At 56.4% G+C, this 14,865-nt stretch carries 10 protein-coding genes; 4 read left to right on the top strand and 6 right to left on the bottom strand.

The window, feature by feature from the left end; all coding sequences use genetic code 11:
- Positions 1-88: 88 nt before the first annotated feature.
- The gene (locus FAES_RS21190; protein ID WP_015333232.1) at positions 89-541 is read right to left on the bottom strand and encodes a response regulator; all 453 of its coding nucleotides are present in this window, start codon (positions 539-541) and stop codon (positions 89-91) included.
- Between the two features lie 444 nt (positions 542-985).
- Between FAES_RS21190 and FAES_RS21185 the strand changes: the two genes are divergently transcribed.
- The 4 genes from FAES_RS21185 to FAES_RS21170 all read left to right on the top strand — a co-directional run bounded on the left by FAES_RS21185 (position 986) and on the right by FAES_RS21170 (position 8,118).
- The gene (locus FAES_RS21185) at positions 986-1,429 is read left to right on the top strand and encodes a hypothetical protein (protein WP_229364515.1); all 444 of its coding nucleotides are present in this window, start codon (positions 986-988) and stop codon (positions 1,427-1,429) included.
- Between the two features lie 134 nt (positions 1,430-1,563).
- The gene (gene dnaE / locus FAES_RS21180) at positions 1,564-5,184 is read left to right on the top strand and encodes a DNA polymerase III subunit alpha (protein WP_015333230.1); all 3,621 of its coding nucleotides are present in this window, start codon (positions 1,564-1,566) and stop codon (positions 5,182-5,184) included.
- 336 nt (positions 5,185-5,520) lie between these two features.
- Positions 5,521-6,753, top strand: coding sequence for a porin (locus tag FAES_RS21175; protein ID WP_015333229.1), 1,233 nt, complete (start codon positions 5,521-5,523; stop codon positions 6,751-6,753).
- 36 nt (positions 6,754-6,789) lie between these two features.
- Positions 6,790-8,118: an ammonium transporter gene (locus FAES_RS21170; RefSeq protein ID WP_015333228.1), complete on the top strand. Its 1,329-nt coding sequence runs from the start codon at positions 6,790-6,792 to the stop codon at positions 8,116-8,118.
- Between the two features lie 290 nt (positions 8,119-8,408).
- On the opposite strand, the gene FAES_RS21165 is transcribed toward FAES_RS21170, so the two are convergent.
- The 5 genes from FAES_RS21165 to FAES_RS21145 form a co-directional block, all read right to left on the bottom strand.
- On the bottom strand, positions 8,409-9,356 hold the full coding sequence (locus FAES_RS21165) for an L-threonylcarbamoyladenylate synthase (protein ID WP_015333227.1): 948 nt from the start codon (positions 9,354-9,356) through the stop codon (positions 8,409-8,411).
- Positions 9,353-10,192, bottom strand: coding sequence for a CvfB family protein (locus tag FAES_RS21160; protein ID WP_015333226.1), 840 nt, complete (start codon positions 10,190-10,192; stop codon positions 9,353-9,355). Before FAES_RS21160 ends, FAES_RS21165 begins: the two co-directional genes overlap by 4 nt.
- A gap of 66 nt (positions 10,193-10,258) precedes the next feature.
- A complete protein-coding gene (locus tag FAES_RS21155) occupies positions 10,259-10,984 on the bottom strand; it encodes a C40 family peptidase (protein ID WP_015333225.1) in 726 nt (241 codons plus the stop codon).
- A gap of 37 nt (positions 10,985-11,021) precedes the next feature.
- Positions 11,022-12,011: an NAD(P)/FAD-dependent oxidoreductase gene (locus FAES_RS21150; RefSeq protein ID WP_041258267.1), complete on the bottom strand. Its 990-nt coding sequence runs from the start codon at positions 12,009-12,011 to the stop codon at positions 11,022-11,024.
- A 63-nt stretch (positions 12,012-12,074) separates the two neighbouring features.
- On the bottom strand, positions 12,075-14,750 hold the full coding sequence (locus FAES_RS21145; RefSeq protein WP_015333223.1) for an MGH1-like glycoside hydrolase domain-containing protein: 2,676 nt from the start codon (positions 14,748-14,750) through the stop codon (positions 12,075-12,077).
- Positions 14,751-14,865 lie beyond the last annotated feature (115 nt).

Raw genomic sequence — 14,865 nt, 5'->3', positions numbered from 1 at the left:
TTGGTCAGAAAATAAGCGGTTTGTGGCCGGATAATGCATTGATCAACAGACCTGCTCTGGAAGACAGTAGGGGCCGACAAACGACTGGTTAAGAAGAATGGGGGCGGGTGACCGTGTCCCACCAGTAGTTTTTGATTTTCTGGATCAGTTCCTGCCAGCCGTTCACCGTAATTGGCTTGACCAGATACGACGAGCAACCCGCCTGATACATGGCCTCAACGTCGGTTTCGTCGTCGGAGTAGCTCAGCACCACAACCGGAATTAGCGAATACTCGACATTGGCTTCCTTTATACGCCGGAGCAGGGCCAGGCCGGTTTCGCGTTTTGGCAGGTATAGATCCAGCAGAATCAGGGTGGGTAGCGCCTGGTTTTGCGCCATGCATTCCTCCAAATAGGCAATGGTCGCCTGCGACTCCGACAGCCACACTGTTTTCAGATTGGGCAGTTGCTGTTTGAGAAGCAACTGGATAATGGCCCAATGGTCTGGATTGTCGTCAATGATCAACAAGCGGCCGCTTTGGCTGTTTGAAAGTATCTGCATCTGCTGTAGTAAAAAGAGGTCGGCCTACGGCTACCAAAATTAAGCCAGCGTCGATTCGGATACAATCTATCAGGTAGAATTAGTAGATAAATTTAAAGTCACAGTATCGTTATTTGGGGTATAAGTTTGTAGGCAAACCTGAGTATTTTATTGTCTTGCAGGATAGGCAAGCGGCCGGATGGTCATCAGCCAATAGGTCGGTTTTTTGGCTAGGTAAGCCTGTTCGCAAGCGGCCAACTGCCCCCTGATGGCATTGGCAACCTGAATACGCCAGTGGACTAGCGGGACTGAAATGAGCGTACTGTTGGCTGGTCACCGTGGTGAACCGCTGTAAGACGACCTCCTATACAGGTCGATGCCTTTGCCGCCTATAACTCGGTTTTTATAGACTACTATATAAATAATTTATAATTTATGCCATTAAAGTACAATCAAATAGGCGCTATGATAAAAACCGCTCAACGTTCCCTGTCAATCGCTTTGATCACAGTCGCATTGGCTGGCTGCAAGAACACAACTGATACAGAACCTGCTACCTGTTCCCCACCCGCCACGCTGGTTGCACAGGCTCCCTGCGAAAGTGGGTATACTGGGGTGCTGTTGATTGCGTCAGATTATAAACGCACAACCGGACCCAATCAACTTGTCTATTCTATCTATCCGCAAAAGGATACGCTGTCAGACGACTACACCAAAAGCGCCTACGCCAACTTCTCCGACGACCGAATCATTATTAGCGAAACCGTCTTGAAGGATGCCCCCAAGTTTGCCGTTCAGGTAACCATAAACTGCAGTGGTAAACTGGTTGAATCCCAGTTTTTTGCCTTCGTTAAACGCCCAACCGCCAGTCCCGGCTGTTATGTATGGGCGTTGCAGAAGAAGGGTTGAGGGGCTTCGGGGAGGCGCCAAAGAATAAGCCTAATTCGGCCAAAAACTTCGGGTGGGCGTTGCCCGTTCCTCGGGGGTTTGCCTAAATTTACCAAACAGACTGTCTGCCCAACCAGGCGTTCTTCGGTAAATCTATGCAGTTTTCGCACCTTCATTGCCATACCCAATACTCGCTGCTCGATGGGCAGGCCGATATTAAGAAGCTGATTAAGAAGGCTAAGGCCGATAATATGCCCGCTGTGGCGATTACCGACCACGGCAATATGTTCGGCGTGTTTGAGTTCGTGGCCGAGTCGGCCAAGCAGGGCATCAAACCGATTGTTGGCTGTGAGTTTTACGTGGTTGATGACCACACGCGCAAGCAGTTTACCAAAGAGCAGAAAGATATTCGCTACCATCAGCTGCTGCTGGCCAAAAATCCGACTGGCTACAAAAACTTGGCGAAGCTGTGCTCGCTCGGCTACATGGAAGGCTTGTATGGTAAATACCCGCGTATTACCAAAGAACTGATCGATAAGTACAAGGAGGGCCTGATCGCTACTACTTGCTGCATCGGGGCTATCGTGCCCAAAACGATTCTGAAAAAAGGCGAAGAAGCAGGTGAGACCGAGTTTAAGTGGTGGCTCGACCGCTTCGGGGAAGACTATTACGTGGAACTGCAACGCCACGAGATTCCCGATCAGATCAAGGCCAACGAGGTGCTGGTCAAGCTGGCCCGGAAATACAACGTCAAGATCATCGCTTCCAACGACTCGCACTACGTCGACCGCGACGACTGGGTTGCCCACGATATTCTGCTGTGCGTCAACACGGGCGAAAAGCAGAGCACACCGTCGATGAAGGAATTCAACGACGAGGAGGCGATGCCCAAAAACACGCGGTTCGCGTTCTTCTCCGATCAGTTCTATTTCAAGAACACGCAGGAGATGAGCACGCTCTTCCACGACCTGCCCGAGGCCATCGACAATACTAACGAGATCGTCGACAAAGTGGAGACGCTGAAGCTGAAGCGCGATATTCTGCTGCCCAACTTCCCGATTCCGCAGGAGTTTCAGCAACATACCGACGACGTCCTCAATCAGTGGGAATACCTCAAGCACCTGACCTACGAAGGGGCCAAAAAACGGTACGTCGATATCTCGCCCGAAGTGCAGGAACGACTCGATTTTGAGTTGTTTACCATCCGGACGATGGGTTTTGCGGGCTATTTCCTCATCGTGGCCGACTTCATCAAGGCCGGGCGCGACCTAGGCGTGATGGTGGGGCCGGGCCGGGGCTCGGCGGCGGGCTCGGCGGTGGCTTACTGCATCGGCATCACCAATATCGACCCCATTAAGTACAACCTGCTGTTTGAACGCTTCCTCAACCCCGACCGGAAGTCGATGCCCGATATCGATACCGATTTTGATGATGAAGGTCGGCAGAAGGTGATCGATTATGTAGTCGACAAATACGGAAAGCAGCAGGTGGCGGCCATTGTTACCTACGGTACGATGGCGGCCAAATCGGCGATTAAAGACGTGTCGCGGGTGATGGATTTGCCCCTCAACGACGCCAACGCCCTCGCCAAACTGGTGCCCGACAAACCAACCTACAACATGACCCTGAAGCGGATTTTCGAAGATCCGATCGACGGGCCGGGTGGGCTGAGTAACCTCATTACACCCGATGAAGTCGAGAACGTACGGCGGATGCGGGCGCTCGAGTCGGGTGATCAGAACGTGGGGCGGGTCATGAAACTGATCGACACCGAGAAGGTGCAGAACGTGTTGCAGCAGGCGCGGCGGCTGGAAGGCACCGTGCGCAACACGGGCGTTCACGCGGCGGGGATCATCATTGCCCCCGACGACCTGAGCAACATCGTGCCGGTGTCGACGTCGAAAGATACCAACCTGATTATCACCCAGTACGAGGGTAAGGTAATCGAAGACGCGGGCGTGATTAAGATGGACTTTCTGGGGTTGCGCAACCTCACCATCATCAAGGAATGCCTGCGCTTGATCAAGCAGAACTACGGCCGGGAGATCGACATCGACAGTATTCCGCTCGACGACCCGAAGCCATACGAACTATTCCAGCGGGGGGAGACAAACGCCATTTTCCAGTTTGAATCCGACGGGATGAAGAAGTACATGAAGGACCTGAAGCCCGACCGGTTTGAGGACCTCATTGCGATGAACGCCCTCTATCGACCCGGTCCCATTCAGTACATCCCGAACTTCATCAACCGGAAGCACGGCCGTGAAGAGGTGAAGTACGACATGCCCGAGATGGAGGAGTATCTGGCGGATACCTACGGCATCACGGTGTATCAGGAGCAGTTGATGCTCTTGTCGCAGAAGCTGGGCAACTTCACCAAGGGCGACGCCGACGTGCTGCGCAAGGCGATGGGTAAGAAAGACCGCGCCACGCTCGACAAGATGAAGGGCAAGTTTATGGAGGGCTGTGCCGCCAACAAACTGCCTGTTAAAACCTGCGAAAAAGTATGGACCGACTGGGAAGCCTTCGCCTCCTACGCCTTCAACAAATCGCACTCGACCTGCTACGCCTTCGTAGCCTACCAGACGGCCTGGCTCAAGGCGCATTACCGTTCGGAGTACATGGCGGCGGTTTTGACGAGCTGCCTCGGCAACATTGAGAAAATTACCTTCTTCCTCGAAGAATGTAAGAACATCAACATCCCGGTGCTAGGCCCCGACGTGAACGAATCGGAGCGGGTGTTTGGCGTGAATAAGAAGGGCGAAATTCGGTTCGGGCTGGGTGGTATCAAGGGCTCGGGCGACGCAGCCGTCGAAAACATCATTGCCGAACGTACCCAGAATGGCCCTTACCAGGATATGTTCGATTTCATCACGCGGGTAAACCTCCGGACGGTCAACAAGAAAACAATCGAATCGCTGGCCTACGCCGGGGCTTTCGATGCCCTCGACCCCGACATCCACCGGGCGCAGTATTTCGAGACGGCACCCGGCGACACGAGCACGTTCATCGAGAAGATTATCCGCTACGCCAACAACCACCACGCCGAGAAATCGGCCTCGCAGCAGTCGTTGTTTGGTGGTGGGGCAGGTAACGACGTGGCCATGCCCCGGCCCAAACCGCCCGTGGTGACGCCCTGGAATCAGATCGAGAAGCTCAAGTTCGAGAAGGATGTCGTCGGGTTTTATATCACCGGCCACCCGCTCGATGAATTCACCGTCGAGCTGGAAGGGTTCTGCAACTGCACGCTCGATAAGGTCTACGAAACCAATGCGCCCGAACTGCGCATCGGCGGGATCGTGTCGAGTGTGCAGACGCGCATCGCCAAAAACGGGAACCCGTTCATGATCTTCAAGCTCGAAGACTACCAAGGGTCGATGGAGATGACGCTCTTTGGGGAAGACTACGCCCGTATGGCGCAGTACGTGGAGCCCGGACTGTTTCTGCACGTGACGGGCAAAACCCAAAACCGCTGGAACTCCGATCAGCTGGAGTTTAAGCCGACCAACATCCGCTACCTCAGCGATATCCGCGAGAAGATGTGCAAGGAACTGGCCATTACCATCAACCTGGCCTTCTTGAGCGAGGAACTGATTGGGGTCATCAATGACCTGGTGAAGGCGCACCCAGGTACGTGTACGCTGTCGATGAAAGTAAAAGATCCCGACGAGCCCGTGGAAGTAAACTTATTGTCGCGCCAATACCGGGTCTTCCCCGACAACCGCCTGCTGAACGCGCTCCGCTCGATGGATGGGGTGCATTGTAAAGTCGCTTAGCGCCCCCAACGTACCTGCATAGCAAAAGCCCGGCCCAAGCCGGGCTTTTGCCGTTTATAGCCCAGGCAGAGGCCATTTGATAATAAAAAATAACAAAGATTGTAACAAAATAATATTTGGCATTTTAAAAATATATCAAAATTTCTTCAAAAGTCGGTTTCGATTGTGCTTTATAGGATAATACCGCGATTCACTTGCTAATATTATAAGAATATTGCATTTTTTAGGTATTTCCACAAAAAAATTAAACCTCAAACATTGCAACAGTCATTTTGTTAGCTAAAATTTGTGCCAAATAAAACCACGTTCCATTATACACCTGACAGAATAAAACACATGAAAAAAGCACTTTTACTTGCTTCTTTATCGAGTTTCGCTGTTGTAGCCCAGGCCAACGACTCAACGCGGGTTGAGCAACCCAAAGCCGTAGCGACGGCACAGCCTGCCGCTACAGCCCCGAAGGCAGAAGGGGACGACGGAAAGTTTACGTTCTCGGGCTACCTGGATACCTATTATTTCGGGAACTTCAACAATCCGGCAAGCCAGTCGAACCTGGGGCTGGGCCGAGCGGCTGATGGCAGTGTCATCAATGGCAACGCTCGGGCATTCGACCAGAAGTCGGGGCAGTTTGGCATTGGTCTGATTCAGGCCAAGGCTACCTACACATCCAGCAAAGTTGACGCGGTGATGGATCTGGCGTTTGGCCCCTTTGCTGATCTGGGTAACTACGGCAACAACGTCGGCTTTTTGGGCGCTGGCTCAACGTCGCTGGCGATCAAGCAGGCGTACATCTCGCTGAAAGCCACGTCGAAACTGACGTTTACGGCCGGGCAGTTTGGTACGCACATCGGTTATGAAGTGATCGACGCACCCGCCAACTACAACTACTCGCTCTCGAACCTCTTTAACAACGGTCCGTTCTACCACATCGGCGTAAAAGCGCAGTACGCGTTCAGCGACCGGGTGGCCCTGATGGTTGGGTTGGTCAACAACGTCGATAACCTGTTCGATAACAACAAGAAGAAAGGACTGGTTGGGCAGTTGTTTGTCTCGCCGGTGTCGGGCTGGAACGTCTACCTCAACGCGATCGCCTCGAACGAAGCCTCGGCTGATCTGGCCGACGGCACCAAAGCCGACGACGCTAGCTACGCGCTCTTCGACCTGACGACGACCTATCAGATTACGCCCAAATTCTTCCTGGGCCTTAATGCGGCGGCTGGTTCGCAGAAAGGGGATTATCAGGGATACGGCGGCCCAACGACCTCGAAAAGCTGGGGCGGCGCGGCGGTGTATTCAAACTACGCCTTCACCGACAAGTTTGGCCTGGGCGTTCGCTACGAAATGTTTGATAACAAGAGCGGTGTTCGCGGCCTGACCGATGCGGCCGGCAACGGAGCCAGCGTGAATTCGATCACTGTTACGGGCAACATCACGGCTGCCGACGGCCACGTGCTGCTGAAGCCTGAATTCCGCCTCGATAGCTATTCGGCCAACAAGTTCCAGAAAGGCGACGGGTCGCTGACGCCCTCGCAGGCAACCCTCGGTATGGCCGCCATCTTCAAATTCTAACCACTCGTTAAGTACAACAAAAACCAGTTAACTACCATGCAAAAACCCGCAATAATTCCGCTGCTTATTCTGCTGGCTATCAGCGTGATGGGTGTTTTCGTGCCCAGTGTGCCTACAACGATCGTGACGGAAGGTATCAATTCCGGCGACACCGCCTGGATGCTGATGGCGACGGCGCTCGTGCTCCTGATGACGCCCGGCCTCGCTTATTTCTACGGCGGGATGGTCAACAACAAAAACGTGATCTCGACCATGCTGCAAAGCTTTGTAGCGATGGGCGTAATCAGCATCATCTGGGTGGTTTGTGGCTTTAGCCTCGCTTTCGGTGATAGCATCGGCGGGTTTGTGGGCAACCCCAGTACGTTCTTCATGTTCAAAGGCGTGCTCGATGGCAAGCCCTGGTCATTGGCCGCTACCATTCCCCTCGCCGTTTTTGCTTTCTTCCAGCTGAAGTTTGCCGTGATCACGCCGGCCCTCATCACGGGGTCTATGGCCGAGCGGATCAACTTCCGGTCGTATGTGCTCTTCATGATCCTCTTCAGCCTGTTCGTGTATGCGCCGCTGGCACACTGGACCTGGCACCCTGAGGGTTTCCTGTTCAAACTCGGCGTGCTTGACTTTGCCGGTGGCACGGTTGTTCACATGTCGGCTGGCTGGGCTGCGCTGGCCGGTGCCATTTACCTGAAGCGTCGGAAAAACCACATGGAAGCCAACTTCCTGCCCCCGGCCAACATTCCTTACGTGCTGTTGGGTACGGGTCTGCTGTGGTTTGGGTGGTTTGGCTTCAACGCTGGTTCGGCCGTAAGCGCCTCACCGCTGGCCGCTACGGCCTTCGCTACAACCAACACCGCTGCGGCGGCGGCGGGTCTGGGCTGGGTGCTGTTCGATGCCGCCAAAGGCAAGAAAGTATCAGCGCTGGGTTTCTGTATCGGTGCGGTTGTTGGCCTGGTCGCCATCACGCCGGCGGCTGGTTTCGTGACGGTTCCGCAAGCCATTTTCGTGGGCACGATTGCCTCGATGGTATCGAACTACGTAGCGCACCTCCGCTCAAAATCAACGCTTGACGATACCCTCGACGTATTCCCCTGCCACGGTGTCGGTGGTATGGTGGGTATGATCATGACGGGCATCTTCGCCAGCAAAGGCGTAAACGCCGGGGTGGTCGACGAAGGGTTGGCCTATGGCGTAACGAAACTGTTCATGAACCACATGATCGCGCTGGTCGTGGTGTCGGCATTCGCCTTCGGCATGTCGTTCCTGCTGCTGAAAGTAACGGACCTGATTCTGCCCCTGCGTGTGTCGGAGGCCGATGAGAAAGAAGGCCTCGACGTTAGCCAGCACGATGAGTTCCTGATCGACGCATAAGCGGTTTGTCGACGACTGTTTTCTCGTTGCGGATGTGTCTTGACAGCGCAACGCCAAACTTCAGAACAAACTAAAAAATAACAGCAGACCCACAGGCTTAGGTGTTGAGCGCGTAGCCCTGGTTATCGCCCATCGGACTGTGGTTTTGTTGTACTCGTGGAAGGTATCTGCCCTTGGTGGATACCTTCTTTGTTTTGTGTTTGATGTATACCGTTCAAAGTTGGTTGACGCGCCTGCATTATCGAGCGCAAGCCAACCTTAAATGGTACACATCAAACCATAAAGGTTCTTTACGCTGCCGCCCGGCGAAGGCGGTCGTTGATGGCCCGGCCCAGGCCTTCGTCCGGAACGGGCTGAATATAAATGCGTTCGACGGGCATGGCATCGAGTTGCCGGAGGTAGCTGAACAGGTTTTTGGCGGCTTCGTTCAGGTCGCCAGTGGGCGAGAGGCGCAACTGTTGTTCTGTCGGGATATTGGGCAGATAATCGTTGAAAACGAGGGCTCCAGCCGTTGGACTGGCAACGTACCCAGCCGCGTCGTTCAGCAAAGCCGTGGGCTTGCGGGGGGCGTAATGGCTGCTGAGCATACCCGGTGCCGACGGGTTGGAGGCCGAATGGCTTTGCACCCGAAAGGACCGACCCACGACGGCCTCCAGCGCTTCGAGCGCCAGCCCGCCCAGCCGATAAACGGTTGGTTCGCCATCGGTATCGAAGCCGACAATCGTCGATTCAAGCCCGACGCCACACGGGCCACCATCCAGAATATAAGGCACCTGATCGCCCAGTTGCTGCTCGACGTGCCAGGCCGTGGTTGGGCTGATGTAGCCAAACGGATTGGCACTGGGCGCGGCCAGCGGGAAATCAAGCTGTTGTAACAAGCTGATCGTCAAGGAATGATTCGGGATACGGACGGCCACACGGGGCAGCCCCGACGTGGTGAGGTCGGGGACGTGAGGCTGTTTGGGCAGCAACAGGGTCAGCGGCCCCGGCCAGAACGCCTCGGCCAGCGCCTCGGCCAGCGGGGGCAACTCCGTCACCAGCGAACGCACTTTGTCGAGCGAATCGGTATGGACGATGAGCGGGTCGAAGGCGGGCCGGTTCTTGACCCGGAAAATGGTGAGGACGGCGTCGGGGTTTAGTGCATTCCCTGCCAGTCCGTAGACCGTCTCGGTCGGAATCCCCACCACGTTACCCGCTTCGAGGTAACGTTTTGCCGATTGAAGGTCAGTACCAATCATTCACTCTTTAGATAAATCCCGTCTGTTTTGATGTCGATTTTGCGGTCTTTATACAACGTACCTACCGCCTTTTTGAAGGCTTTCTTGCTCATTTCCAGCGCTCGGTAGATGAGTTGCGGATCTGAGGCGTCGGTGAGGGGCAAAAAGCCATCGCTCGCCCGGAGTTTGGCCAGAATCGTTGCGGCGTTGGGTTCGAGGCTGGCCACCCCAATCGGCTGTACGCTTAGGTCGACGCGGCGGTCGTCGCGGACGCGTTTTACGTAGGCGCGGAGCCGGTCGCCGTTTCGGAGTGGCTTGAAGAGTTCGTTGGCGTAAAACAGGCCTCTGAATTGTCCGTTCACAATAGCGTTCAGGCCGAGGTCGGTGCGTTCATACACCAGCGCTTCCACCTCGTCGCCTTCGTTGATGGTATCCGGGGCTTCGTCGTCGATGAGCGTGTTGATGCGCGTGGACCCAATCAGCCGCCCAGATTGCTTGTCGTAGCCGCAATAGACCACATACCAGCGGCCGATGGTGAGGGGTTCCTGCTGTTCCTGAAGCGGTACGAGCAGGTCTTTTTCGAGACCCCAGTCCATAAACGCCCCAAACGAGGTATTGGCTACGCACTGCAACGCCCCAAACTGATCGCGCTCCACGGCGGGCCGGAGTGTGGTGGCGATGGGCCGGTCTTCCGAGTCGGTATAGACAAACACCTCGATTTCGTCGTCTTCGCGCAGGTCGGCGGGTACGTATTTGTTGGGTAACAGAATGTCGTTCCCGTCATCGTCACCCAGAAACATACCCACGCTGGTCAGGCGCAGGGCCGTTAGTCGGTTCTTCCGTCCAATTGTAATCATGGCGCAAAGGTACTGCGTGGGCTGATACGCTATTAGCCTGCCTGCTAATCCACAGCCAACTCGTACTCACCGAATCCGGAGAATGCGAAGCCATTTCTCGGGGCGGTAGGCCACCCGGCGAACTACGGTGCCGCGGTAGGGGGCCTCGATCAGGTAACCATCACCAACGTAAATGCCGATGTGGCGCCAGGCGCCCCCATGCTGCCGCGCCAGCAGATCACCCGGCAACGGACTACCTGGGACAGCGTAAAAGCGGGAACTGTTAACGATCCCCTCCGTAGCGCCACTGCCCACGCCCCGTGGGTACATTATGCCTGCATCGGCCAGCGCCAGATTGACCAGGCCTGAGCAGTCGAGCGTACCCTGGTTGGTCCGTGGGTTGAAGGTAGGCGGACCGTACCGAACGCCGACATACCGATACGCCGCGGCAGCCACCCGGGTAGCCGGTGATGTCGGTGGCGTGGGCGGTGTAATGGCGCGTGGGAGCACATACCGCAGCAACGGGTACACCACGGTGGTGGCCAGCCGCCCGGCGCTGGCCTGGTCGCCCCGCTGCCGGGCCAGCCAGACAGCTAACGGGGGGCGGGTTGGCTGGAAATAGCGATTGGGCTCAACGTCGGTATGCTGCTGATCCAGCACGTAGCCGAGCAACGCCCGAATCTCGGTTGGGGTCGCCGCCTGTCCCAGCAACTGGTGCAGGGCCTGTTGGTGTTGCTGGTAAAACTGGTGACTAGTCGATGACCGCTGTGCACTGCTCAGCAGCCATAGTAGGCTAAGCGCGATCCGGCACATAGCCGACCAACGGCAGATAGGCGGTATGAATAGTCTGTCAGGCCGCACGCTGTCCGGTTACGTGTCGCGCCATCGCCAGACCAGACAGAAACGCTCCCTCGACGTTGCCGTTGCCGAAGCCGTCGCCGCCAAACAGCAACGTACCTGAGCCAGGCAGGGTCGCCGCCAGCATCGGGTCCGGGTGGCGTTTGGTCGCGTTGCTGTAGCGCCAGCGGTGCATCTGACTCTCGACGATGCGGTCGGCCGGTACGTAGTCACTCACGGCGGCCAGTAGCTCGGGGATAAGCGCGGTCAAATCGGCGTCGTCGAGGTGTTGTTGGCTGTAGGCGTGGCTGGCGTGAATCGTTACGGTTGGTTGCTCCGAGACGCCTTTCTGCTGATTATCGGCCAGCCACGAAACCGGCCCGTCCGGCAACTTCAGGCCACCGGGCTTAGGCAGTTGGCTCGGCTGGTTCAGGCGGAGCATCACGGCGAGGCAGGGTTCATAGTGAATGGAGGTCAGTGCCTGTTGGTCCGCTTCGGCCAACGTAACCCCCGATTCGTTGAGCAGGGCGATGGCTTGCGGGGCGGGCAGGGTGAGCAGGAGGGCATCGGCGCTGAGCGTCAGGCCACTGTCGCAACGTACCTGCCAGCCGGTGTCGGTTTGCGTCAGGTACGTTGCCCGTTCGCCCGTGCGGACATCGAGCCCCTGCGCGAGCTGTTTCGCTAGTTGGCTCATGCCCCCCGTTACGGCATAGCGCGGATGCTGAAACGATGCCGGGTCCGACTGTTCAATATGCCATTCCTGCACCAAGCCCTGCGCCTGCCAATTGTGCACCAGTGCCTGCAATTCGGGCGAGCGGGCCGAGAAATACTGCGCGCCATGGTCGGCCCGACTCGCTTCGGCATCGCGACCGAGCCGACGGGTAGCCAGCCGACCGCCTACGCCGCGCCCTTTGTCGAGCAGGGTAACGCTATGGCCGTTCTGTTGTAATTGGTGGGCGGCGGTGAGGCCCGATAGCCCCGCGCCGATAATTAGTGTAGTCAACGTAGTTTCGTGTTTCGGATTAGCCGTTTGGGGTAAGTTGAAGACCAAACGGCTAACCTCCGTTCATTCCCATTCCCAGGCGTCGTCGTTGATGAGTTCGGCTACCACGCCCGTCCAGCCGGTTTGGTGGCTAGCCCCGATGCCCTGCCCCGTATCGCCGTGGAAATACTCGAAAAACAACAACAGATCGGCGTTTTCGGGGCGCTGGTAGAAGGGGCTGAACGGACCGTGAACGGGCCGATGCCCGTCGGGGTCGCGCTCAAACATACGCACAAACCGCTGAGCAAGCTGGTCGGATACCTGTTCCAGATTGAGCCAGTTGCCTGAACCCGTGGGATATTCCACGCTGATGCTGTCGCCGTAGAACTGATGGTATTTCTTCAGCGCCTTAATAAACAAGTAGTTGATTGGCATCCATACGGGCCCGCGCCAGTTTGAATTACCCCCGAACAAATCGCTGTCGGAGTCGCCGGGTACGTACTGAATCGAGTGGCGTTGGCCGTAAATATCGATGTGGTACGGGTGTTGCTCGTGGTATTTCGATAAGGCCCGGATGCCCCCCGGCGACAGAAATTCCGACTCGTCGAGCATGACCTGCAACAGCTTTTCGAGCCGCTCTTTCGAAACGAGCGACAGGAGGATATCGCCGTCGGGCGTGACGCGCTGATCAGGCATGGGCAGGCCGAGGACGGTGCGGTACTTCTGGAAAAACTGCACCCGTTTCAGGAAGTCAGACAGGGGTTGACTCTTGTGGCGCTTGATGATCGACACCGCAAAGAGCACTGTCAGGCCCACCACAGAGCGTACTTTGAGCGTCTGCGGCTGTCCGTAGGTGGGGTAGAACCGGTCGTAGTAGAAGTGGTCGTCTTCGTTCCAGAGCGCCTCGTTGAGCGATTCGGCAATCAGCACAAAATGCTCGTAGAATTTGGTGGCCACATCTTCAAACGTCGGGTCGTGGCGGCTAATTTCCAGCGCCATATCCATCATATTGAGGGCAAACATGGCCATCCAGGCGGTGGCGTCGGCCTGTTCGAGGCGCGAGCCGGGTGGCAGGTTGCTGCGGTCGATGACGCCGATGTTGTCGAGCCCCAGAAACCCACCGCTGAACACGTTGTCTTCTTCAACATCCTGCCGGGTCGTCCACCAGGTGAAGTTGATGAGCAATTTCTGAAACGCCCGCTTCAGAAATTGCACGTCTTCGTTTTTGTAAATCGCCTTTTCGAGCCGATACACCGACAGCGCGGCCCAGGCATGAACGGGCGGATTCACGTCGGAAAACTTCCACTCGTAGGCCGGAATCTGCCCCGCCGGGCTCATGTACCACTCGCGCATGAGCAGGATCAGCTGGTTTTTGGCGAAAACCGGGTCAACCATCGTCAGCGGAACGGTATGGAAAGCCAGGTCCCAGGCCGCATACCAGGGGTATTCCCACTTGTCGGGCATGCTCATCACATCCTCATTGTTGAGGTGCTTCCAGGCGTGGTTGCGACCCCACCAGCGTTCGGGCGGCGGCGGTGGCTGACCGGGGTCGCCGCGTAGCCAGTGCGGAATATCGTAGTGGTAATACTGCTTGCTCCACAGCATACCAGCCAGCGCCTGCCGCTGAATCCGTTTCTGGTCGGGCGTGGCGTTGACGGGCGCGAGCGGGGCGTAGAACAGGTCGGCTTCGTGCTGCCGATCGGCAAATACCTGCGCAAAAGTGGCATCGAAGGGCTGCGTCTGGATAACCTTACTTAGCCGGAGCGATACCGTTTGGGTTTGCCCCGGCTCGATGGTTAGGCGATACACCGGGGCGAATTTGGTGCCGGTTTCGTTTTCGCGCAGCAGGTCGCAGAGGTAATCGTTGTGTTCGGCGATGGCTTCGTGAAACGCGTCTTTGACAAACGGTGTCGCGTTGGGCTGCCCGTAGAGGCGCTTGGTGTTCGTCTCGTTGTCGGTCATCAGCGACAACTCGGTCGGCTGATAATACAGGTAATAGTTGCCCGTTCGGAAATGCGCAATGTGCACGTTACCCGCCGTGGGGCCTTCGGGTCGGCGGCTGATGGTCGGCTTCTGAAAATCGGGTTCAAAGGCCCAGCGGTTGCGGCACCAGATGGTGGGCAGCAGGGTGAGCGGGGCGGCGGTTGGGCCGTGGTTCGTGGCCGAAATCCGGATGCAGATATCGTCGGAATCCACTTTGGCGTATTCGATCAACACATCGAAGTAGCGCCCCTCTTCAAAAACGCCGGTGTGCAGAATCTCGAATTCCGGGTCGCTTTTGGTGCGTTGACCATTCTCGTGGATCAGCCATTCGTAGGGAAAACGGGCCTGTGGGTATTTGTACAGCCCCTTCATGTAGGAGTGCGTCGGTGTGTTGTCGAGGTAGTAATACAACTCCTTCACATCTTCGCCGTGGTTACCCTGGTAGTTGGTGAGGCCGAAGAGCCGTTCTTTCAGAATCGGGTCCTGCTCGTTCCAGAGCGCCAGGCCAAAACAGATATTCATCCGGCGGTCGGCAATGCCCAGCAGCCCGTCTTCACCCCAGCGGTACACGCGGCTGCGGGCCTGATCGTGCGGAAAGGCGTTCCAGGCATCGCCGTTGGCGCTGTAATCTTCGCGCACCGTGCCCCACTGCCGATCGGCGAGGTAAGGGCCCCATTTTTCGAGTGGGACCGTTTTCTTGGCGTTTTCGTGGAGGCGATCTAATTCAGGATTGAGTGGCGGTCTTGGTGTAGAGGTCGGTTGTGGTTTCTTCGCCATGATTCAGGTACGTTGACTCTTTGTAAACCGACCAGCCGGTGGGGTTGTTACCGCCGGGGTTGGTTCTAACCAACGATTAATGTAGGCGGTTGGCTTCCGTTTCACGAAAAACCAA

It is taken from the genome of Fibrella aestuarina BUZ 2, from assembly GCF_000331105.1.
Lineage (GTDB): Bacteria > Bacteroidota > Bacteroidia > Cytophagales > Spirosomataceae > Fibrella > Fibrella aestuarina.
This window is presented reverse-complemented; position numbering and strand designations above follow the sequence as displayed.